We start from the raw sequence: 23,542 nt of genomic DNA on the forward strand, positions 1-23,542 counted from the left end.
ATAATAATATTTAGGTGAATTTTTTTACAACCAAATTCAGAGCTTCGTTTATCTCTATTGAAATAACAAACTTGTAATTAATATAAATATATAAAATGGCTACTAAAATAGATTTTAATCCTATGCTTATGATTGGATGAAAAGGAAATTCCCAGAAATAAAACATCAAGAACAATACAAAAGTTATCGCAAGAGAATATAATGTCTGTATTGTAAACGGATACAAGTGCATACGCTTGACTACAAAAAGCAGTTTAGCCAAACTATACAGCGTTATTGATAACAAAGTAGCTACAGCAGTTCCTGTTATAGCATATCTTGGTATAAAAAACATATTCAGTCCTATTGTTAGAAAAACAAGTAATAAACCTAAAAACAAGACCATACGGTAGTATTTTGAATTAAAAATAATAGCATTATTATTTCCTAAAATCAAATCAAAATATTTAGAAATCCCTATCAAAAATACCACTAGAATTCCTCCACTATACTCTTTTGGAACCATTATATACAACTGGTTGATATTGACAAAAATACACAGCATTACAAAACCACCTACAACTTGCAAATTAATTGAAGTCTTTTTGTACAAATCATTTAATTCATCCTGCTTATTCTCATGCATTAACTTAGCCGTTATGGGATATGTAATTTGATGCATCGCCCTACTGGGAACTGCTATGACAGATGCAATATAAGTAGCAACGGAATAATAGGCTATATTCTCAATTTTAATGTATTGATTCAGCATAATTTTATCAATATCCAACAACATAACCGCAACACTACCTGATAAAATAATGAAAAAAGTATATACTAAAACATCTTTCACATTTTGAGGAATGGAAAACTGAAATACAGGTTTTTTTATTCGGAAAGCATAAAACATCGTTATAGCAAAAGCCAGAAAATAAATAATAGCAGTAACATAAATAAATTGTACCACTGTAATCCATTTATAATAGACTCCAATCAAAGCAAATAAAGAAAATAATCTTAGCCCTACCTCTTTCACAAAATTTCCAAAAACCGAATGCATGTGCACTCTGGCCCAAGCATAAAAGATCTCGAAATAAGCCATACTAAGTCCTATAAATGGAATAAGCCATAAATAATCCTTGACTACAGGATTTTCTTTGCTCAAGTATAATGAAATAGGTTCAAAAAATAAAAATCCAATCAATACTAAAGGAATACACAACAACAAAGGAATTAGTACCGTAAACGAGAGAAACTGAGAGCGTTCTTCCTCTGTTTTATACTGGGTATAAAACTTCACCAACGTATTTTGCATACCAAAAGCCAGCAAAGGCATAATGATATTTGCCCAAGAAAGAATATAGTTTGTTAACGCATAAAATACTGTTCCTAAAAAAAACGGATACAAATAAAGTGTATTTATTGCCCCAATACCAAAACCAAAATAGGTAATTATCGTATTCTTTAAAGATTGATTTAATACTATTCCCATTTCTTTATCATTGCGAGACACAAAGCAATCTCACTTTTAATTTATATTTTATTAAGCAGTTCAACCAATTCTTTGGTAAGATTTTTTCTGGAATAACGCTGTAATCCAACTCCATTTACTTGCAATTTACCTTCCAAAAACTGATTATAAAAGTCCAAAATTACACTTTTAAGTTTCATTTTCTCCGAATAATCAAAAAATATGCCTGTGTTGGTAGTGGTAATAATTTCGGCAAAATCAGAACCTTTGGGACCAATTGCAATAATTGGACGGCTGGAAACCATATATTCAAATAATTTTCCAGGGATAATGCTTTTAGTCTCTTCAGAATTAATTTCGACAAGCAACAAAACCTGGGATTTTCTTTGATGTGCAATCGCTTCTGCATGCGAAACATATCCCAAATTATTCAAATAGGAATTTAACCCGAATTGCGTCATAGTTTCCAAAACTTCTTGACTGACTGCTCCGATTAGCTTTATTTCTACATGCGATTTGAACTCCGGAATCTCATTAATTAATTCAACCAAACTCTCCCATAAAATCAGAGGATTTCTCTCGGAAAGAAAAGAACCAATGTGTGCCAAAGAAAATTTAGAATCTAACGCTTGTTTTTCGACTTGCTCCGTATCATACCCATTGGTAATTACCGCAATGGGCTTATTTGTAATCGCTACAAATTCAGTTTTAGTAGTTTTACTCGTGACTATAATGGTATCGGCTGTATTCAAAACCTGGTGTTCTAGTGCTTTGTGTTTTTTAGCAGCAAAACTCGACAATCGCAAGGATTTGTGATAACCAATAGTGGTCCATGGATCCCTGAAATCAGCAAACCATTTTAAATCTAATTTCTGTTTTAATTCCATTCCAATAAGATGCAGACTCTGCGGTGGTCCGGAAGTAACTATGGTATCAATATTGTTTTCTACAATATATTTCTCCAGATAAGCAACTGATGGTTTTACCCAAAAAACACGTGCATCTGGAATAAAAAGATTCCCGCGAATCCAAAGAAACGTTTTATCCAGAAAAGATTGTTTTTTTTGATTTGGAATAATCCCGGAACTGATTTTTTGGGTTTTGTTTTTCGAAAGAAACGAAGCCAGTTGATACGGTTCAAAAATTTTCTGTTTCAGAATAATGGTCTTATCCGAAACTTCTTTAACCAAGTTTTCATCAACAATAGGATACGTTGGATTCTCCGGAATATACACAATCGGCTGAATGCCAAAATCTGGCAAATACTTAACAAACTTTAGCCAACGTTGTACCCCAGGTCCTCCAGCCGGTGGCCAATAATAGGTAATTATTAAAATTTTTTTTGGTTCCAAGTTTAGGATTTTGTTGTAATTGATTTTAAATCCGTAAAAAACAAAGTACTGTTTTGATACAATCCTTTTGAAATAATGTAAAAAGCCGGTAAAGCGGGGATTACTGAATAATATTTAAATTTGTCAGGTATAAATAAGTAAATACCAAACAATACTCCAAAAATAAAACCTAATACAAAAAGTAACAACAATATTTGTTGAAACGATTTTAAACCGAATAATTCTATCATAATTTTAATAAATATTTTTGTTATTTAGTTTCTCCAACTCTTCAATATCTAGTTGATCTTTAAGTCTATTAGCTGCTTTTTTGGAAATAATCAAATTATCATAATCAATAAAAAACACTGGAATTCCATCTATATCTATGATATTTGCTTTTTCTAAAAGTACTACAAAAGGCTGATTTTCTAAACCTTTAACAGAAGTCATAATATCCAATCTAAAATTAATATTTAGAGTGAAATCTGTCCGTCCCGGAATAAATTGCATTGTATTAATACTTTAAAAATCACCTAAACCAATTTGTTTGATCGCATTTCTTAAATTTCCACGATTAGCAATCGTATCTTCAATGAAAATATCAATATCTCCTGTGTTTCTTCCGTAGCCGTAAATATTTACTGCAAATCCACCGATAGTTAAATAGTTTACCTTGTTTTCTGACAAGTACTTCCAAACATCTATTATTTGTTTATGCATATTCATTTCAAATTATTTTGATTTTGAATATTTCTTTGCTGCCTTTAATAAGCAAGATATTTCGATTATTGCCATCAGTTTTTCAAAACGTTGCTGATAAGTCAATCCTCTTGTTTCCTCAACATATCTAGCCTCCTTTACTGTAGGATGTTCGTGATTTAATTTGACTTTACCCATTGCATTAAAAATTTAGAATGTATTCGAAATTTATTAGATCAAATTTACAAATAAATATCAGACAGCTAACGCCTTTTTTTTCTTTCAAAATAAATCCCACCAATCAAAAGCAACAACATTCCTATGGAACTTACCAACGTAATCGTGCTTCCGGTTTTTATAACTTGAGGTTCAAACTTGAATTCTATTTTGTGTTGCCCCCCTGGAAGAACTAGTGCTCTCAATACATAATCAACAGGGAAATGAACTGTTTTTACGCCATCAACATAGGCATTCCATCCCTTTTCATAATATATTTCAGAGAAAACTGCCAAAGCATATTTAGTATTATTAGCAGTATATTTAAGATAATTGGGTTTGTAAACGTCTAATTGAATGGTTCCACTGGTATCCCATCTCCTTTTCAATCCAACATTTCTAAACTTAGATCCATGCTCATGCCGGTTAAATATTGCGACATCTTTAGTATCTAGTTGTCCTAAAGATTTCATCTCATCATCAGGGGTATTAACTACTTTCACACTGCTTACAAACCAGGCATTCCCATTGGCATTTGGGTTCGAAGTTGGAAATTCTTTTCCTTCCTTATCCGTCTGAATTACATACTTGACATTTAGCATGTTTAGGATTTCCATATTATTATTGGCAATTTGATAATCAAATAATTGTTGCATTCTTCGCGGCTTCACGGCACTGTAGCCACCAATTGATTTATGAAAATAAGAAGCACGTGCGCTGGACAAGTTTCCACTTACTTCAAAAACTCTGTAATGAGTTGTATCCTTGAGAATTTCAACATCGGAAGCTGTTTCCTGAAATGGGACTTCCACTTCCCTGCCGCTGACAAAATCTTTTCCTGACACATAATTTTTATCAACAAAAAACAAATCAAAAACCATCAATAAGCCTACAAGTATAATAGCGGTTTTCTGAGCAAACCTATCTTTAATAAACAACCATAAAATACCCGCTGTAATTACTATCAAGAAACCAGATCGCAATAAATCAGCACTATACAAACTCATTCGGTCCTGTTTTAAGGCATTAACAAAGTCAGGTCCGTAACTTTGTTGATAATACGCATCATTACCTCCAGAGAAACTGAACATACTTTTACTAAAAAACAAGATCAGTATTAATCCCAGCCCTAAAACACCGGTCTCCATTACGGCTTTCTTTTGTAGTTTTTTGTCCAATGTAAAGAAAGACTGCAATCCCATAATAGCCAGAACAGGAAAACACAATTCAAGAATAACTTGTATGGAGGAAACTGCTCTAAATTTATTGTACATAGGAATATAGTCAATAAAAAAATCAGTCACTAAAGGAAGATTCTTCCCCCATGAAAGTATCAAAGCAACTACAGCTCCAGAAAGGAATACATATTTTATTTTGCGTGTATCAATAAACAAGGCCATAATAGCCAAAAAGAAAACCACTATACCAATGTATGCGGGAGCAGCAACTATGGGTTGATCTCCCCAATAGGTTGGCATTCCTGAAACAAAATCAGTTGCCTGATCTTCTGGTACGCCCTTGCCCACCATTAGTTCAAACATATTACTGTCTTTTCCTACTGCCTCATTATTTGAGCCTCCAAAAAGTCGGGGCGCTATCAGATTAAAACTTTCCATAATTCCATAACTGTATTCCGTTATGTACTCATACGTCAAGGCGCTATTACTATCCTTTTTTGAACCATCAGGATTAAAGGTTAATTCACTTTTCCCTCGAGTACTAAAATCTGCATATTCGGCAGTAGCTAATAAATTAGTCGCATTGGTGCCAATAGCAAATATTCCCGCAACCGCAAGTATTCCAAATGAATACAGTAGCGATTTATAGTCTTTTTCTTTTACTTGTTGGTACACAAAATATATAGAAAGAATCAATAAGAAAATCAATAAATAATAGGTCATCTGGAAGTGATTCGCATTGATTTCTAATGCTGTCGCAAAAAGCGTAATCAAACCTCCAAGAATATATTTTTTTTGAAACACCAAAATAAATCCAGCAATAACCAGTGGCATATACGCAATAGCGTGTGCTTTAGCATTATGACCAACTCCAAGAATAATTATCAAATAGGTAGATAAACCAAAGGCTAATGCACCAAAAAAGGCTTTCAAGGGATCCACTTTTAATACCAGCATCAAGCCATAAAATCCAAGAAAATATAAAAATAAATAATCCGCAGGACGCGGTAAAAATCGCAATGCATCGTCTATCGCACCAATATAATCGTGTGGATATTTTGCTCCTAGTTGATAGGTTGGCATACCTCCAAATGCGGAATTAGTCCAATACGGCTCCACATCATCGGTGGCTCTAAAGTCATTTTGCTCTTTGGCCATTCCTGTATATTGCACAATATCAGACTGGAAAATTTGCTTTCCTTGCAACACAGGATAAAAATATAGCAGAGAAATCACAACAAAACCAAGTATGGCTATGGCGTGTGGATAGAACTTATTTATTATTTTCAATGTAAAATGGTTTGGATTATAGTAAAAATGATGCTAATAATGACAAATTTAATCTATTTCTTCGTAATCTACATAATCGCCCACTTTTTTGGTTTCGCGTGGGTTTTTAGTATTTGCTGTTGTGTAAAGAACTTCTTCCTCCTTAGATTGCGTTTTTTGCCACGTATTCTCTTGTGCATACTGCTGTTGCTTCTGCATGTTTTCGCCTGCTTTCTGCACTACTTTTTTTACTAATAATGGCAGAAATAATTTAGCCAAAAATCTAAAAATATAATAGAAAGCAATCATATAAAAAAGTGCTTTTATAAAACCCGTAAATGAAGCTGTTTGCATATAAGTGTAATTTTTTCCAAAATTAATAAATCAACTGTTCAAAATTAAACTATCTCTCTTAAATAAATAATAAAATATAGTACATTTGAAAAGCGTTGTTACTTTTTAACTAAAAAAAATAAGATGTCCAAAATCAAAATCTTACTAATTGTAGCTCTCTCAATGATTCCAAGTATTCATTATGGGCAACATACGGATCAAATCAATTCGAACAGACCGGGTGAAACCATGTCGGCTTTTGCTGTTGGAAAGTCTGTTATCCAAATAGAAACTGGTGTTTACGGGATCAAACAAAACCATCGTTTATTGAACTATGATGCAAACGGTTTTGGGATTGATGCCACATTGCGATGGGGATTATTCATGGAAAAGCTGGAATTGATAGCCGATATACAATACCAAAACGAACTGTACACTTCTTTATTCAACAAAAGCAATCGTGCAGACTTCAAGCAAACGGTTCTGGGAGCTAAATATTTAGTGTATGATCCTTTCCGGAATTATGAAAAAAAAACAAACCTCTACAGCTGGAAAGCCAATCGCAGTTTTGACTGGCATCAACTAATACCTGCTGTATCTGTGTTTGCAGGAGCTAATTTTACAATGGCAGACAATCCGTATTCTTTTTCCACTGAATCCGGTATATCTCCAAAAATTATGTTGATTACCCAAAATCATTTAGGTGATGGCAGGTGGGTTTTTGTGACGAATATCATTGCTGACTATATTACAACTGATTTCCCGAGTTATGGCTACGTGGTAACTTTGACTAGAGGGTTTAATGACAAATGGTCCGGATTTGTAGAAAATCAGGGGTTCAAAAGTGATTTTTACAGCGATGCAATAGTTCGTGGTGGCGCTGCTTATTTGTTAAATAAAGACATGCAAATTGATGCCTCAATAAGTACAAGTCTTAAAGATACTCCATCTGCACTGTATGGAGGTATTGGTTTTTCCTGGCGCTATGATGCCAATTACCAAGAAGTAAGAATAAATATTGACAATTAAGTATTCCGATAAAAAAGCCTTAAAAATAAGCGAAAAAATATAAAAATAAGTACAGTAAAATAAGCGGTATAAAAGAATCCCAAAACTTTCGTTTTGGGATTCTTTGTATTTGTCTTTTCTAGTCGCTGAAAAGAGTACTAAAAACTATTTTACTTCCATCAATTCTACATCAAAAATCAAAGTAGCATTTGGCGGAATTGCTCCTCCGGCACCACGAGATCCATACCCTAAATGAGATGGAATCACAAAACGTGCTTTGTCACCTACACGCAACAAGGCAATTCCTTCATCCCAACCCTCAATAACCTGACCTTGCCCCAATCTAAATTCGATTGGTTTTTTTCTTGGATAAGAGGAATCAAACACTTTTCCATTCTCTAATGAACCTTCATAGTGAACAGCAACGGTTTTTCCGCTTTCTGCTTTTTTACCTTCTCCTCTTTGGATGAATTGGTAACGCAGTCCACTTTCTGTTTTTTCAAAACCCGCAGCTAATTTTTCCATCGCAGCTTCAGCATCAGCTTTCAAAGTGGCATCCCGTTTGTTCCGTGATCCCTTAAAGCTAATAAAAGCTTCAATTGCATTCCAATTTTTAGCTTCATCTCCTACTCTAACGATCTCTAAAGTCTCTAAAACATCGCCTTGAGCGATAGCATCAACGACATCCTGACCTTCAACTACATGACCAAAAACAGTATGCTTATTATCCAGCCATTCCGTAGGAATGTGTGTAATGTAAAATTGAGAACCATTCGTTCCTGGTCCTGAATTGGCCATCGCCAAAACACCCGGACGATCATGTTTTAGACTTGGATGAAACTCATCATCAAATTTGTACCCTGGATCTCCAGTTCCTGTTCCTTGTGGACAACCGCCTTGTACCATAAAATCAGGAATTACTCTGTGAAATTTTAATCCATTATAAAACTTAACTCCTTGTGGTTTAACTTTATTTTCTAAGTTACCTTCTGCTAATCCTACAAAGTTCCCAACTGTACCAGGAGTCAAATCGTGTGTTAGTTTTACTAAAACAGCCCCTTTTGTGGTGTTGAACTTAGCATATATTCCGTTTTCCATTGCTTTTTAATTTTTATTGAAATGCAAATTTACAAAATTAATTTATTTGAACCTATTCACTAAAACGTTACATTTGATAAATCATCTTGAAATTTCTTCCAATTTTCTGTCTTAAAAAGGATCCTATTTAAAGCCACTTGAAATTTAATCTTTGATGTAATTCTAACACAACCTGTATTCAAATGATTCTTTTTATACCGTCACCACTAAAAACCTATTTATCTATGAAATCTATTTATTACCTTTTATTCTTTTTTAGTTTCATTTGCAATGCGCAAGAAAGACCAGTACCGCTAGCGTATTTTTTGCCGCAAAACGAAACGTACAATGACAAAATTCCGACACCTAAAAGTGTTTTTAATTTTGAATTAGGAGAAATGCATACTGATCACAATCAAGTAGTTCGCTTTATGGAAGCTATTGCAAAAGCTTCTGACAGAGTGCAAATAGAAACAACCGGTTACACTTATGAAAACCGTCCACTACAATTACTTACCATTTCAAGTCCTGAAAATTTAGCAAAAATTGATGAAATTCATAGAAAACACCTCGCTTTATCGGATTCAGATACTAATGCTTCGGATGTATCTAATTTGCCTATCGTACTCTATTTAGGCTATTCAATCCATGGAAATGAATCCAGCGGAACCGGTGCCGCAATTGCTCTGGCCTATTATCTTACAGCCTCAGAAAGTCCTGAACTAAAAAAAATGCTGGATAATACGATTATTCTATTAGATCCAAGTTTAAATCCAGATGGTTTGCATCGTTTTTCAACTTGGGTGAACAGCCATAAAAGTAAAAACTTAGTAACAGATCCTAATGACCGAGAATTTAATGAAGCATGGCCAGGCGGAAGATTTAATCACTACTGGTTTGACATGAACAGAGACTGGCTTCCCGTTCAACTTCCTGAAAGTCAGGCGCGCATTAGGACTTTCAGGAAATGGATGCCAAATGTATTGTGTGATTTTCACGAAATGGGAACTAATTCGACTTACTTTTTTCAGCCGGGAGTTCAAAGTCGCACCAACCCACTCACTCCTGAATTAAACCAAAAACTAACCAAAAAAATTGCAGGCTACCATGCCAAAGCATTGGATAAAATTGGAAGTTTTTATTATGTCGAAGATGGTTTTGATGACTTTTATTACGGCAAAGGATCTACCTATCCTGACATCAATGGAGGTATCGGTATTTTATTTGAACAAGCGAGTTCAAGAGGACATGCCCAACAAAGCGTAAACGGAATAATCACTTTTCCATTTACCATCAAAAATCAATTTACAACCAGCTTGTCATCAGTACAGGCTGCGTATGAAATGCGAAAAGAGTTGCTGGAATACCAACGCGATTTTTTTACTAATTCCAGTGCCGAAAGTAAAAGAAACAAAACAAAAGGCTATGTATTTGGAGACGAAAAAGATGCTACTAAAGTTCAAGAACTCGCCAAAATACTTAGCCAGCATAAAATTGAAATGCTGCAATTGAAAGAAGACATCACCATCAACAAAAAGAAATTCAGTAAAGATTTGAGTATTATTATTCCCATGGAACAAAAAAACTCAAAGCTCATACACGCTATTTTTGATAGACAAACCAAGTTCAAAGACAGTATCTTTTATGACATTTCAGCATGGAATTTTGATCTGGCTTTCAATTTAAATTTTGAGGAACTGAATTCCCTTTCACAAGCCGGGGCACGTTACGAAAATGTATTGAAACCCGGAACGGTCAATCAAAAAAGTGATGTAGGATACCTAATCGAATGGACAGACTACAATTCTCCTAAACTTTTATACCAATTACAGGCCAAAGGACTGCGTATAAAAACCACTAAGAAACCATTTGTCCACAACGGAAAAACTTTTTCCTATGGGAGTTTGTTAGTACCTGTTCAGAATCAGACAATGAGTTCAGATGAAATGTATGCGTACCTGAACCAAATTATCCCGGAATACGCTATTGCTATTACCGCCGTAGAAACCGGGTTTACTGATGGTGCCAATTTAGGAAATCCCAATCTAGTCAATCTTACCATGCCTAAAGTAGCTATGGTCGTGGGACGTGGTGTTGATCCATCAGATGCGGGAGAATTATGGCATTTATTTGATCAAAAAGCACAAATTCCATTGACTAAAATAGATATGGAACAACTACAAAGAGTGACTCTAAGTGGTTATACGACTTTGATCATGGTCAATGGAAATTATGGTGGACTTTCACCAGCTACAGCAGCTAAAATAGAGCAATGGACTCAAAGTGGAGGAACTTTAATTGCGTATCAGGATGCTATTAAATGGCTGAATGATAGTAAATTAATTGAATTAACTTTGAAAACTACTAAAAATGAAGCTAAAGCAATTTCATTTGAACAAACTAGTGATTTCACGGGAGCACAAGAGATTGGCGGGGCAATATTTGAAACCAGATTAGATTTATCACATCCTATTAATTATGGAATGCCAAGAAATATGATGCCTATTTTCAGAAACTCCTCTGTTTTTATTGAACCCAATAAAAACAGTTTTGGTAATCCAATCCAATATACTAAAAATCCATTGTTGAGCGGTTACATTTCGAAACCAAAACTGGAGTTGTTAAAAGAAACCGTACCGTTTCAAGCCATTCGAAAAGGAGATGGAGCTATTTTAATTTTCACAGACAATACTAATTTCCGAGCCTTCTGGCTGGGAACAGAAAAATTATTTTGGAATGCTGTTTTCTTTGGCAAACTCATGTAAAAAACTATATTTTTTTTTAAAGTATTTCAGAGTATTATAAAAAAAGCGCAAAGTCAAAATACTTTGCGCTTTTTTTATACACTCAATTCATTGTACTTTTTGCACTTTGTCTTTGCGTTTATAAGTAACTGCATACACAGTTAATGCTAATAAGGACAAAATAATACAACCCAAAGTAACGGCCTGCCAGCCTCCATATTTCCATAACATCAAACCATAAGCTGAACCTGCCGCGGTTCCTAAAAAACTAAACGACATATACACGGTGTTCATACGGTTTCGTGCCTCTGGAAGTATTGAATATACACGGGTTTGATTTGAAATATGAACACTTTGTAAACCAATATCAATACAGACAATCCCTATAATTATTCCGATAATACTTTGTGCTGAAAAATAAAAAATAACAAAACTGACTAACATCAATAAACTGCCATATCCCACAACAACTCTAGAACTGCCTTTGTCTCCGATTTTACCTACCAAAGGTGCCGCTAATGCTCCGGAAGCGCCCACCACGCCAAAAAGACCTATTGTTGCGCTATTAAAATGAAAAGGATCATCAGAAAGCAATAACACCATTGTGGTCCAAAACGCTCCAAATTGAGCAAAACAAAATACATTCATCACGGTTGCTTCTCGCAATAACGGTTGGGTTTTTATCAAAGAAAAAAGCGATTGGATTAATTGCGCATAAGTTCCCCCGAATACTGGTTGATTGAATGGAAATTGCTTGTAGATTACAAAAAAAATAAAAAGACATATTCCGGCGGCTATCCAAAACATGGCTCGCCAGCCCCAAATATCTCCAATAAAGCCGCTAAGGGTTCTAGACAATAATATCCCCACAAGCAAACCACTCATAATGGTCCCTACCACTTTACCCCGTTCTTCCGGCTTACTCAAAGAGGCAGCCAAAGGTAAAATCAATTGTGGCACTATAGAAGTAATACCTATAAGTAATGAAGCAATTTCTAGCACCACAAAACTTTGGGCAGTAGCAGCAATAATCAAGGCTATTACTGAGGCAAAAGTGGTGATTAAAATCTGTTTTTTACGTTCAATCTTATCGCCAAGCGGAACCATAAAAAAAAGTCCAATAGCATAACCTGCTTGCGTCAGGTAGGTTATTGTACCGGAATCCGTTACGGGGATTTTAAATTCGGATGCTATTAAAATAATTAAGGGTTGGCAATAATAGAGGTTGGCAACAATAAGTCCAGTGCAGGCTGCCATAAACAAAACACTTGATTTGGATAAATTCATGTGACAAAAATACTATTCTAATTTTTCCTGAAAAAATTAATAAATATTTTTTTTCATACATTCCTGCACAATTTACGGCTTCAATTGGAACGTACTAAGTACCAATTATTGAAAATAAGCAAGTACGTTTTCAATTGTATCAATTAATTGTGTTGGACCCAAATGAGCTGGGAAGTATTGTAGCCAAGGTCTTGTGCTGTTTTTAGATACTCTTGTTTTATATTTTGAGGCATTGTTTTATCTCGTGAAAGAAACCATAAATTCTTAAGACTTCTCCCAGCCATCAAAGCATATTTATAATCCGAATCAAGTGCTATAATGGTGTACCCTGAATAAAATGGACCAAAAAAAGAAACTTTTAATTTTCCGGTGTTTGAATCGCCCGCAAACTTAACCTTGCCTGTAGCTGCAACGTATTTGTTCTTTATAAAATTAAAACCCCGATTTATCACTTTAAGACTTCCATCCTTATTGAGTGAATATTTAGCTGTGGTATTGTTTAAATTTTTTTCAAAAACAAAATCCAGCCGTGCAATTTCGTACCAGTTGCCTAGAAATTTGTCTTTATCAAAATTTTGTATTGCCTTTACCTTTTTAGGTGTAGAGTGGCACAGATTCATTACGAATAAAGTTACTGAGAGCAATGTTAGACTTCCTAAGGCCAGAATTTTCTTTTTCATGATCTATCTTTAGATATCAAAATTCAGAAATAAAAAACTGTAAATCAATACAATTTAGAATACTTTAGGATTTGTTTTGGGTATTGCGCTCGAATAATTTACACACTTATGAAACATAAAAAACGTATTTTATCTATTGACAAATAGTGTTAGATGCCCACCACCGCTATCATTGTTAAATTTGACTCTAGTTTAATTTCAGGAATTGCTGTAGTCTTTTTTTTATTCAACAGTTCTGTTCTGTCATTCCATAAACGTTCCAGAAGTTGATTCATTTGTACTCTACAGCTTCTTTTGAGTATAAAAAAACACTCTTTTATAGACCAAAGCTAAAAAAAAACGAAAAATAAAACCTAATTTAGTACCCTTTGTAAGCGGCAGAAATACTTTAGCGAATACCCTAAAAAACTTAAATTACGATGATCAAGTATCACTTTAGAAAAGCAGAATCCTCTGAGATATCTCCAATATGGGAGATATTACAACAAGCTATCATTCGAAGAAAAAAAGACGGCAGCAATCAATGGCAAGACGGTTATCCAAATCCAGAGGTTGTACAAAAAGATATAGAAAAAGGGGAAGGATTTGTTTTGGTTGAAGGAAAAACCATTATTGGTTATAGTGCGGTATTAATCAATGACGAACCTGCTTATGAGAAAATTGAAGGAAACTGGTTAACCAATGATGATTTTGTTGTACTGCACCGCGTAGCTATTGCTGAAAAGTATTTAGGCAAAGGCTTGGCTAAAATGATTCTCAGACACATTGAGGATTTTGCGGTAAGCAACCTCATTTACAGCATAAAAGCAGACACCAATTTTGACAACATTGCCATGATAAAAATTTTTGAAAATTCAGGTTATACCTATTGTGGCGAAGTTTATTTTAGAGGAAGCCCACGAAAAGCATACGAGAAAGTCTTGGCTAGACAGAACCAATTGGAATTATAAAAAACTTAGTATTAAAATTTAAAAACCGCAAATTCGCAGATAAAAACAGTTAGCAACGGTTTCTATAATTTGCGAATTTGCGGTGAGTTTTATTTAATACAACTTATCTTAAACTGCAGCTTCTTCTTCAAGAGCGGTTTCAAACTCCATGTGATCTTCTATCTCGACAGTTGCTTCCGGTTTAGAAGCTTTGATTGCATTGAACCTTTCTATTTGTTCCAATTCTCCTTCTTCTCCACTGAAATACGGAAAAACATCCATAATAGGAGATTCTGAAATAGCAGGAATCGTATAATCTCCCATCGTGCCTTTCATCACACTGATAGTATTATCATAAGCCTCTTTTACCTCATTGGCTTGCACTAATAAATACATATTGGTCTTGCGTTCTTTGCCACTTTCTTCGTCATAGGCGAGTAATGAAACTTTAGATCTAAACCAGCGATCTGCATTTTCAAAAGGATGAATCTCAGCATAATTAGCCACTTTTATATTCGTGATTTTGAATTCTTCACTGATATACGCTGACATTTCTTCATTAATTCGGCTTTCGGCTTCTGTGTAAGATAACGCATCTACCAAGTAGGGTTCGGTCGTAATTTTTTGCCCGCCGGTTTCATCTGTTTTTCTATATTTCACTTTGCATTCGTACCAAGTTGTGCTCATTTTATTTTATTTTTAGGATGTCAAAGATAGATTTTAAAGGAAACTAAATTTACTATTCCTAAAATAGATATTCACAATTTTAGATAGAAGTCACCGTTCCCGAAACCTTCCTTTTTGAGACTATCAAAAATAAAACAAACCGTTCCGCTTTATTTAAAATGTTAAAACAATGTTAAATAAAAACCAAACGGTTGTTTAATTTAAACGCTTGTTTAGTTTTGTTTTTGAAAAAATTAAATTCTCTTGAAACGTAATTTTAACGACAAACAAATTCAAATCCTGGAAGTTGCAGAAACTCTTTTTGCAGAAAAGGGATTTGACGGTACTTCGATTAGGAACATAGCAAAAATAGCAAAAATCAATATTGCTATGGTTTCGTATTATTTTGGGTCCAAAGAGCGACTACTGGAATCGCTTATAGTGTACAGAACTTCAGATCTTAAAAATCAATTAGAACATTTATTGCTGGAAGATCTGGAACCCCTTGACAAAATCAATAAGCTGATTGAACTGTACATCAACAGAATCAATAGTAATCGAGGGATTTATAGAATATTACACTTTGAATTCCCCTCCAAAAAAAGCAAACAAAATCTTTCGGTTTTTTCAGAATTAAAAAAAGGAAATCTAAAATCCCTTGAAATTATAATTAAAGAAGGCCAGAATAAAGGCATTTTCAGAAAAGATATTATTATTCCGCTTATCACACCCACAATTCTGGGCACTTTTTTTCATTTTCACATGAACAAACCTTTCTTCGAAAATTTATTAAACTTGAAAACTGAAGATTTATACAATAATTACATCAAAACCAATTTGACAACGCACATTCAACAAACTGTAAAGGCACTTCTGATCTATGAAATGGGCACACCAGAAATGCTATGCAAACAATAATAAAGACCTATGCGAATTCCATATTCCTACAAAAAACAAAAATTATCTACGTATGAAAGTTAGTCCATTCATGCTCATTGTGATTTTCTTCATTGGAATTTCATCTGCAGCAGCGCAAGAAAAAACAAGTTTAACATTGAACGAAGCCATCAATTTGGCTTGGGCCAAAAGTAATGAAGTTACACTAGCCAATACAAAAGTAAAAACTAAAAAGTACGAACTGCAATCTACCAAAAACAATCAATATCCTGATTTGAAACTTTCAGGGCAATACCAAAGATTAGCAAATGCTTCCGTTAATTTCAAACTCAATCAAAATAATACAGGAACTCAGGAAGCACTCCCAATTGTCAATCAATTGATGATTGGACAGTTGAATGCTAGTGTTCCGGTTTTCTCAGGTTTTAAAATTCAAAATAGCATCACCGTTTATGAAAATTTGTATCAGGCAGAAATGGCTACGGCATTGCAAACAAAGGAGGAAATTGCGTTGCGGGTGATTGATTATTATGCCAGTTTATACAAAGCCCAGAAAACAATTGAACTACTAAAAGAAAATCAAAAAAGTGCGCAACAGCGGGTAAACGATTTTATAGCCCTTGAAAAAAATGGAATTATCCCCAGAAATGATTTGTTAAAATCCCAATTACAGGCTTCGAAAATCCAATTGTCATTAGACGAAACAAATAATAATTTAAAAATCATCAACTTTTATCTGGTTACGCTTTTAAAACTAAATCCGGACACAAAATTAGAGATTCGAGAGCGTGATTTTGCCGATTTCCAAATGACTAATATCCCTGAAAATGAATTACCGGCACTAGAAAATCGGAAGGATTTAGAAGCCCTTCGGTTTCAGGGAAAAGCCAGTGAAGCCAATATAAAAATAGCTAAAGGGTCGTACTATCCGGCCATTGCGTTAGTTGGCGGGTATACGGCATTAGACCTGAGCAATGTGATTACGGTGCAAAACGCGATGAATATAGGCATCGGGCTTTCGTATGATTTGAGTGCCATTCTAAAAAACGGAACTTTAGTGCGGCTGGCCGAAAATAAATTTTTAGAAGTCCAAAACTCTGAAGCCATACTAACGGATTATATTAAAATCCAAGTTCAAAAAGCGATTGAAGATTATGATTTAGCTTTAAAACAAGATGTTGTATATGGACAAGCGCTGGAACAATCTTCTGAAAATTACAGAATCATCAAAGATAAATATGACAACGGTCTTTCGGACACCAATGATTTACTGGAGGCTGATGTAGAGCAATTGAGTTCTAAAATCAACAAGACTTTGGCCAAAGCCAATACCATTCAAAAATACTATGAGTTACTCTCGGTAACCGGCCAATTATCTCAAACCTTCACACTTTCAAAATTATAATATACCTACCATGGAAAACAAAAAAACAAATACAAAATTTATCATAATCCTAGTGGCATTGGTAGTTTTAGGTGGGACGTACGGAACTTTTAAATACCTGCATTCACAATCTCACGAAGAAACTGATGATGCCCAAATTGAAAAAAACATGAACCCAATTATCCCAAGAGTTTCAGGATATGTGGATAAAGTGTACATCAAGGACAATGATTTTGTAAAGAAAGGCGATACGCTTTTTACCATTGACAAAAGGGATTACCAGTTAAAAATTGAAGAAGCACATGCTGCAATGATTGGCGCTGAAGGTAATTTTGAAGTTACTAAAGCTGATATAGGAAGTGCTTTAGCCAGTATTTCTGTTTCGGATGCCAATGTACGATCTGCAAGTGGTAATATCGAATCCGCAAAAATAAGATTGGGACGCATAACCAGTGATTACAATCGATATGATAATTTATACAAAAGCCATTCGATCACAAAACAACAATACGAACAGGCTTTAGCCGCCAAACTGGAAGCTGAAAGTCAAGTACGCGTGTTACAACAACAGGAAAGAGCCACTGCCTTTCAAAAATCAGTTATTATAGCTAAATCTAAAGTTTCAGGTAAACAGACAGAAGTGGCTGCAGCCAATATACAAAGAGCAAAAGCAATGCTTGATGCCGCAAAATTAAATTTAACCTACACTGCTATCACTGCTGCTATTGATGGTCAGGTATCAAAAATTGATATTCAGCCGGGACAACTAGTGCAACCAGGGCAATCCCTATTTTATATTATCAACAACAATGAAGCATGGGTAGTTGCTAATTTCAAAGAAACGCAACTCAACAAAATGGTTATTGGTCAAAAAGTAATCGTAAAAGTAGATGCGTATCCCGAATATGATTTCAAGGGAACCATTACTTCCTTTTCCCCAGCAACAGGATCCCGTTTCTCCTTATTACCGCCAGATAATGCCACAGGAAATTTTGTGAAAACCATTCAAAGATTACCTGTTAAAATAAGTTTGATTCCAACAAATGACCCTGAAAAAATAAAATTACTGCGTCCGGGAATGAATGTAGATGTTGATGTACATTTAGATTAAAGCTGTTTTTTTTGAATTAAAAACGGCACCTCTTTTAATAAAATGATAGTTTACACTTTAGTATAAATGGCACAAGCAGGAGAAGACGATTTAGTAGAATATGGCTACAGACGAGTTCTTATTACGATCACAGCAGTACTTTGTGCTTTACTTGAAATCGTAGATACCACTATAGTCAATGTGGCACTGACAAACATGAGAGGAAGTCTGGGTGCCACATTAAATGATGTTGCTTGGGTCATTACCGCTTATGCTATTGCAAACGTGATTGTAATCCCTATGACCAGCTGGCTTTCACAACAATTTGGAAGACGAAATTATTTTGTGACTTCCATTATCATTTTTACAGTAGCCTCTTTTTTGTGCGGCAATGCCAATAATATATGGGAACTTATTACGTTTAGATTTATTCAGGGTTTGGGAGGTGGTGCTTTATTAGTGACCGCACAAACCATTATAACAGAGAGTTATCCCATTGCAAAACGAGGTATGGCACAGGCTATTTATGGAATGGGAGTTATCGTGGGACCTACTTTGGGTCCGCCATTAGGGGGTTATATTGTTGACAATTTCTCTTGGCCTTATATTTTTTATATCAATATTCCCATTGGTATCATAGCTACTATTCTAGCTTTAACTTTTGTTAAAAGTCCTAAATATGGCGAAAAACTAAAAGCCAATCAGGTCGATTGGTTGGGGATTTTTCTGTTGACTGTGTTTATTGGTTCTTTGCAATATGTTCTAGAACACGGACAACAAGATGACTGGTTCAACAATAAAATAATTATATTCTTGAGTACGGTATCCATTTTTGGTTTGGTATTATTCATTTGGAGAGAAATGACTTATAAACATCCTATTGTCAATTTGAGGGTTTTAAAAGATGGAAATCTAAGAATTGGTGTCATAATGTGTTTCATATTAGGCTTTGGTCTTTATGGTTCTACCTTAATAATTCCAATTTATACCCAAACAATTCTAGGCTGGACCGCTACAGACGCAGGATTATTGCTTATTCCGGGTTCAATCACCACTGCTATTATGATGCCCATTATTGGTAAACTAATTCAAAGAGGTGTTCCGCAAAGTTATATGGTGGGTCTTGGTTTTTTGATTTTCTTTTTCTTTACCCTAATGATGCACAACAGCTTGACTCCTAATACGGGTGTTGAGCATTTGTATTGGGGATTAATTTTAAGAGGAATAGGATTGGGACTGCTGTTTGTACCCATAACCACACTGTCACTCTCCACCTTAAAAGGAAAGGATATTGGCGAAGGGGCAGCCTTTACAGGAATGATGCGCCAATTGGGAGGTTCATTTGGAATAGCAATTATCACCACCTTTATCACGAGATTTGGTCAGGAACACAGAGTAAATTTGATTTCAAATTTAGATGCCAGCAAGTTCGAAGTCCAACAACGCGTTATAATGTTGCAAAAAGGGTTTATGTCAAAAGGATTTAGTGCTAATGAATCGCTGAAAAAAGCCTATCAGGTTATTGATTATTCAGTGATGAAACAAAGTACCGTTTTATCGTATATGGATATTTTTCTGTATCTGGGAATTATGTTTCTGTGTTGTATTCCAATCATCTTTTTTATCAAAAAAGGGAAAAACAAAATCAATCCTGCTGATGCCATGCATTAATAAAGAGCCGATTAATAGCGTCTCTAACGGGTAAAAACCAAATGATTGCCCTCCGATAAATTTGCATCAAATTGATAGCTATCATAATTGAACCCTTTCAAATCTTCAATCGTTTGAGCATCCGTATCAATAATATAACGCACCATCATTCCCCTTGCTTTTTTGGCAAAAAAGCTGATGATCTTTAATTTTCCGTTTTTGTACTCTTTAAATTCCGGAGTGATCACAGGAACTTTCAACGCCTTGACATCAATTGCCAAAAAGTATTCCTTACTTGCAAGATTGACAAACAATTCGTCTTCTTTGAGCTCTTTATTTAAAGCTTTTGTAACGATTGGTTTCCAAAATTCATACAGATTTTTGCTTTCGCCAATGGGTAATTTGGTGCCCATTTCCAATCTGTACGCCTGAATTAAATCCAATGGTTTCAGCAAGCCATACAAACCGGATAGGATTCTTAAACGATCTTGTAAAGCTTCTGTTTTTTTTCCTGGAATCGAATAGGCATCTAATCCAATGTACACATCACCATCAAAAGTAAACACAGCCGGACGTGCATTTGAAGTGGTAAAAGGTGTTTTCCAATCTTGATTTCGTTTCCAGTTCAAATCTGCTAACTTATCTGAAATACTCATCAAAATTGATAAATCAGCAGGCTTCATCTCTTTTAAAACTTTGTGGACTTCTCGCGATTCTTTTAAAAACAAAGGTTGGGTGTGCAACTCCGTAGGTAGCTGTTTCTCTAAATTTAACGACTTGGCTGGCGATATTACAATTTTCATACACATTACTCTTTCGAGCGCTTTTTATTAATTCTCCCAAAAGTACTAATTGAAATCAAGAAATCAAGAGCCTTTAAACTAATTTGTTTAATAGTGTACTAGAGGATTTAGTTTAGCAACCTTTTTTTTGGTATTTTTGAGTTTAAAAATAACACAAAGAGTAGGTCAACATGAATCTAATTGAAATTAGAAAAGCTACAATCGCTGATCTTAAAGAACTGCAAAAGATAAGTATCCAAACATTTACAGCAACTTATGCCGCTGTAAACACCCCTGAAAACATCACTAATTACATCGAAAAAAACTTCAATGCAGTACAATTAACAACTGAATTGAACAATCCAAATTCCTTTTTTTATATAGCCATTTCAAAATCAGAAATCGTTGGATATTTAAAAATAAACATAGGTGATGCTCAAACGGAAAACATAAACAAAAATGCTTTAGAAATACATCGGATTTATGTTTTACAAACTTTTCATGGTAAAAACATTGGGCAACTGTTGCTGAACGAAGTAAAAAAGATTGCACAACGTACTGGCGTTGATTATATTTGGCTTGGTGTCTGGGAAGAAAATCACCGAGCCATTCGATTTTATACTAAAAATGGATTTGTAGTATTTGACAAACACATTTTTACCTTAGGAAATGACGAACAAATTGACTTAATGATGCAATTTCAAATACAGCAACAATAATCAAAATTTAAATTGTCGTTTATTTAAGTGACTATAAAACTCTATTTGGTCTGTTTTTATACGAAAATTTATCAAAAAGCTATGAAACAGGATGTAATTATTGTGGGAGCTAGACTGGCAGATCCATTCTGAATACCATCGGCCGCACTTGCCACTCTTTTTGCTCCCGTTGGGAATTTAAAAGATAAAATAAATACCCTTGGTTCAAAAATAAGTTCGTGGAAAATTCTAAAGGCGTATCACATTGACTATGCTTTGCCTAATCAGGCAAGTGTGCGAAATACGATTGCTGTTTCGGAAATAAAAATATCAGATACGCTGTTCATTTGTGGCGACAACTTACTGAATAGTTCTATCAATGCCGCTCTCAAAACAGGATGATTAGCAGCAGAGGCGATGAAAGTATAGCTTATTATAAAAATAATAAATAAGATTATCGCCACATTTTTAATGATTTTAATTCGAATAAAAAATAAAATTAGTGAATCTGTGGCTATTCTTTTTTGAATAGCTTCAAGTTGTAAAGCTAATCAACAACAACTTTATAAGTAGGATCTTCTAAAATATTTACGTCAATTACGCTATCCGCGTTTTTTAGTAACACTCTGCAATCTTCGCTTAAATGTCGCAAATGAACCGTTTTATCGACTTTTGCATACCGCTCTGTAATTTTATTTACGGCATCAATAGCACTCATATCGGTAATTTTACTTTCTTTAAAATCAATAATGACTTCGTTTGGATCATTCAAAATATCAAATTTTTCCAAAAAAGCGGTTGTTGAAGCAAAAAATAAAGGCCCATAAATTTCGTAATGCTTCACTCCTTTATCATCTAGATATTTTTTAGCCCTAATTCTTTTGGCGCTTTCCCAAGAGAAAACTAATGCAGAAATGATGACTCCAACTAAGACGGCTAAAGCCAAATTGTGTAATACTATAGTAATTAGTGCCACTAAAATCCCAACAAAAATATCGTGTTTTGGCATTTTATTGATGATTCTGAAACTCGCCCATTCAAATGTTCCAATTGCTACCATAATCATGACACCAACCAGAGCCGCCATAGGCAACTGTTCAATTATTGGAGCACCAAACAAAATAATTACAAGTATGGTTAGTGCAGCAATGATTCCTGATAATCGCGCTCTGGAACCCGCCGAAAGATTAACTAATGTTTGTGCAATCATAGGACAACCTCCCATCCCAAAGAAAAAACCATTCAAAATATTAGCACTTCCTTGGGCGATACACTCTTTATTTCCTTTGCCTTTTGTTTCAGTTATTTCATCGACTAAGTTCAAGGTCAATAACCCTTCTGTCAATCCCACAGAAGCCATGATTAATGCGTAAGGAAATATTATTTGTAACGTTTGCAGGTTAAGAGGAATATTAGGAATATGAAAAGGTGGAAAACCGCCACTTACGGAAGCAATATCCCGCACCGTTTTAGTCTCAATTCCAAAGAAAAAAACCAGTCCAAATACCACAATAATTGCCACTAATGAAGATGGAACTGCTTTTGTTATTTTGGGTAGCAACACCACAATTGCTATTGTCAATGCAACCAATCCTACCATAATAAAGAAAGAAGTTCCAGAAAGCCATTCGCTTTTACCATTAACAAAGGTTTTGAATTGATCCAATTGCGACATGAAAATAATTACGGCTAATCCATTTACAAAACCAAACATAACGGGCTGTGGTACCAGTCGGATAAATTTTCCAAGTTTAAAAAGCCCTACTAAAATTTGTAAAACTCCTGCCAAAGCAACTGCTGCAAGAACATATTCTAATCCATTTGAATTCATTAAAGCAATTAAAACAATTACCGTTGCTCCTGCTCCTCCAGAAATCATTCCCGGTCTACCACCAAAGACAGCCGTAATCAATCCCGCAATAAAAGACGCATATAAACCCATCAATGGCGGAAAACCTGCTACTATTGCAAAAGATAATGATTCCGGAATCATAGTCATAGCCACGGTTAATCCTGCTAAAATTTCAGTTTTGTAATTGACTTGCCGTGAAAAATCAAATAAGTTAAATACTTTTTTCATGTGATAATTATAATAAGAATATTTGGGTACAATTTCATATAAAGAAGTTGTGTCGACAAAAAATGTGATAAAATGTTTTTAAAAAACTCTT

General features: G+C 34.7%; 22 protein-coding genes. 8 read left to right on the forward strand and 14 right to left on the reverse strand.

Annotated elements, in window-relative coordinates:
- Window positions 1-10: 10 nt before the first annotated feature.
- The 8 genes from EKM01_RS13830 to EKM01_RS13855 all read right to left on the reverse strand — a co-directional run bounded on the left by EKM01_RS13830 (window position 11) and on the right by EKM01_RS13855 (window position 6,500).
- The gene (locus EKM01_RS13830) at window positions 11-1,471 is read right to left on the reverse strand and encodes a lipopolysaccharide biosynthesis protein (protein ID WP_126768676.1); all 1,461 of its coding nucleotides are present in this window, start codon (window positions 1,469-1,471) and stop codon (window positions 11-13) included.
- A gap of 41 nt (window positions 1,472-1,512) precedes the next feature.
- Window positions 1,513-2,802 carry a glycosyltransferase family 4 protein gene (locus EKM01_RS13835; RefSeq protein ID WP_126768677.1) on the reverse strand — a complete coding sequence of 430 codons (1,290 nt, stop codon included), beginning with the start codon at window positions 2,800-2,802 and terminating at the stop codon, window positions 1,513-1,515.
- Between the two features lie 2 nt (window positions 2,803-2,804).
- Window positions 2,805-3,032: a hypothetical protein gene (locus tag EKM01_RS13840; protein WP_126768678.1), complete on the reverse strand. Its 228-nt coding sequence runs from the start codon at window positions 3,030-3,032 to the stop codon at window positions 2,805-2,807.
- Window positions 3,033-3,036: 4 nt separating this feature from the next.
- Complete coding sequence (locus EKM01_RS14880) at window positions 3,037-3,294, reverse strand: hypothetical protein (protein ID WP_233588568.1); 258 nt, start codon at window positions 3,292-3,294, stop codon at window positions 3,037-3,039.
- Window positions 3,295-3,306: 12 nt separating this feature from the next.
- On the reverse strand, window positions 3,307-3,510 hold the full coding sequence (locus EKM01_RS14885; RefSeq protein ID WP_233579320.1) for a hypothetical protein: 204 nt from the start codon (window positions 3,508-3,510) through the stop codon (window positions 3,307-3,309).
- A 6-nt stretch (window positions 3,511-3,516) separates the two neighbouring features.
- Window positions 3,517-3,681 (reverse strand): hypothetical protein, encoded by a 165-nt coding sequence (locus EKM01_RS14605; protein WP_158616105.1) that lies wholly within the window; start codon window positions 3,679-3,681, stop codon window positions 3,517-3,519.
- A 65-nt stretch (window positions 3,682-3,746) separates the two neighbouring features.
- The gene (locus EKM01_RS13850) at window positions 3,747-6,167 is read right to left on the reverse strand and encodes a YfhO family protein (RefSeq protein ID WP_126555452.1); all 2,421 of its coding nucleotides are present in this window, start codon (window positions 6,165-6,167) and stop codon (window positions 3,747-3,749) included.
- Window positions 6,168-6,215: 48 nt separating this feature from the next.
- Complete coding sequence (locus EKM01_RS13855) at window positions 6,216-6,500, reverse strand: DUF4834 family protein (protein ID WP_126455421.1); 285 nt, start codon at window positions 6,498-6,500, stop codon at window positions 6,216-6,218.
- Window positions 6,501-6,623: 123 nt separating this feature from the next.
- Here EKM01_RS13855 and EKM01_RS13860 point away from each other — a divergent pair, with 123 nt between their 5' ends.
- Entirely contained in the window at window positions 6,624-7,508 is an 885-nt protein-coding gene (locus EKM01_RS13860) for a transporter (RefSeq protein WP_197037254.1), read from the forward strand.
- Window positions 7,509-7,652: 144 nt separating this feature from the next.
- Here the strand turns inward: EKM01_RS13860 and EKM01_RS13865 are convergent, their stop codons facing one another.
- Window positions 7,653-8,585 (reverse strand): peptidylprolyl isomerase, encoded by a 933-nt coding sequence (locus EKM01_RS13865; RefSeq protein WP_126455419.1) that lies wholly within the window; start codon window positions 8,583-8,585, stop codon window positions 7,653-7,655.
- Window positions 8,586-8,809: 224 nt separating this feature from the next.
- Here EKM01_RS13865 and EKM01_RS13870 point away from each other — a divergent pair, with 224 nt between their 5' ends.
- Window positions 8,810-11,329: a M14 family metallopeptidase gene (locus tag EKM01_RS13870; RefSeq protein WP_126768679.1), complete on the forward strand. Its 2,520-nt coding sequence runs from the start codon at window positions 8,810-8,812 to the stop codon at window positions 11,327-11,329.
- Window positions 11,330-11,416: 87 nt separating this feature from the next.
- Here EKM01_RS13870 and EKM01_RS13875 read toward each other — a convergent pair whose 3' ends face one another.
- Together EKM01_RS13875 and EKM01_RS13880 are read right to left on the reverse strand one after the other, a co-directional pair.
- Window positions 11,417-12,595: an MFS transporter gene (locus EKM01_RS13875; RefSeq protein WP_126555446.1), complete on the reverse strand. Its 1,179-nt coding sequence runs from the start codon at window positions 12,593-12,595 to the stop codon at window positions 11,417-11,419.
- A 143-nt stretch (window positions 12,596-12,738) separates the two neighbouring features.
- A complete protein-coding gene (locus EKM01_RS13880) occupies window positions 12,739-13,275 on the reverse strand; it encodes a lipocalin family protein (protein ID WP_126463420.1) in 537 nt (178 codons plus the stop codon).
- Window positions 13,276-13,694: 419 nt separating this feature from the next.
- On the opposite strand from EKM01_RS13880, the gene EKM01_RS13885 reads away from it, so the two are divergent.
- A complete protein-coding gene (locus EKM01_RS13885; protein ID WP_126768680.1) occupies window positions 13,695-14,225 on the forward strand; it encodes a GNAT family N-acetyltransferase in 531 nt (176 codons plus the stop codon).
- A gap of 108 nt (window positions 14,226-14,333) precedes the next feature.
- Here the strand turns inward: EKM01_RS13885 and EKM01_RS13890 are convergent, their stop codons facing one another.
- On the reverse strand, window positions 14,334-14,891 hold the full coding sequence (locus EKM01_RS13890; RefSeq protein ID WP_126768681.1) for a DUF4494 domain-containing protein: 558 nt from the start codon (window positions 14,889-14,891) through the stop codon (window positions 14,334-14,336).
- Window positions 14,892-15,134: 243 nt separating this feature from the next.
- Here EKM01_RS13890 and EKM01_RS13895 point away from each other — a divergent pair, with 243 nt between their 5' ends.
- The 4 genes from EKM01_RS13895 (at window position 15,135) to EKM01_RS13910 (ending at window position 19,912) form a co-directional block, all read left to right on the forward strand.
- Window positions 15,135-15,788, forward strand: a complete 654-nt coding sequence (locus tag EKM01_RS13895; protein ID WP_126463424.1) for a TetR/AcrR family transcriptional regulator — start codon at window positions 15,135-15,137, stop codon at window positions 15,786-15,788.
- Between the two features lie 52 nt (window positions 15,789-15,840).
- Complete coding sequence (locus EKM01_RS13900; protein WP_126463426.1) at window positions 15,841-17,172, forward strand: TolC family protein; 1,332 nt, start codon at window positions 15,841-15,843, stop codon at window positions 17,170-17,172.
- 10 nt (window positions 17,173-17,182) lie between these two features.
- Window positions 17,183-18,262: an HlyD family secretion protein gene (locus EKM01_RS13905; protein ID WP_126463428.1), complete on the forward strand. Its 1,080-nt coding sequence runs from the start codon at window positions 17,183-17,185 to the stop codon at window positions 18,260-18,262.
- A 66-nt stretch (window positions 18,263-18,328) separates the two neighbouring features.
- On the forward strand, window positions 18,329-19,912 hold the full coding sequence (locus EKM01_RS13910; RefSeq protein WP_126768682.1) for an MDR family MFS transporter: 1,584 nt from the start codon (window positions 18,329-18,331) through the stop codon (window positions 19,910-19,912).
- A gap of 23 nt (window positions 19,913-19,935) precedes the next feature.
- Here EKM01_RS13910 and yaaA read toward each other — a convergent pair whose 3' ends face one another.
- Entirely contained in the window at window positions 19,936-20,694 is a 759-nt protein-coding gene (gene yaaA / locus EKM01_RS13915) for a peroxide stress protein YaaA (protein WP_126564431.1), read from the reverse strand.
- Between the two features lie 170 nt (window positions 20,695-20,864).
- Between yaaA and EKM01_RS13920 the strand changes: the two genes are divergently transcribed.
- Entirely contained in the window at window positions 20,865-21,392 is a 528-nt protein-coding gene (locus EKM01_RS13920; protein ID WP_126564430.1) for a GNAT family N-acetyltransferase, read from the forward strand.
- A 526-nt stretch (window positions 21,393-21,918) separates the two neighbouring features.
- Here the strand turns inward: EKM01_RS13920 and EKM01_RS13925 are convergent.
- Entirely contained in the window at window positions 21,919-23,451 is a 1,533-nt protein-coding gene (locus EKM01_RS13925; protein ID WP_126555426.1) for a SulP family inorganic anion transporter, read from the reverse strand.
- Window positions 23,452-23,542: the final 91 nt, after the last annotated feature.

Source organism: Flavobacterium sp. RSP46, assembly GCF_003984825.1.
In the GTDB taxonomy this organism is placed as follows: domain Bacteria; phylum Bacteroidota; class Bacteroidia; order Flavobacteriales; family Flavobacteriaceae; genus Flavobacterium.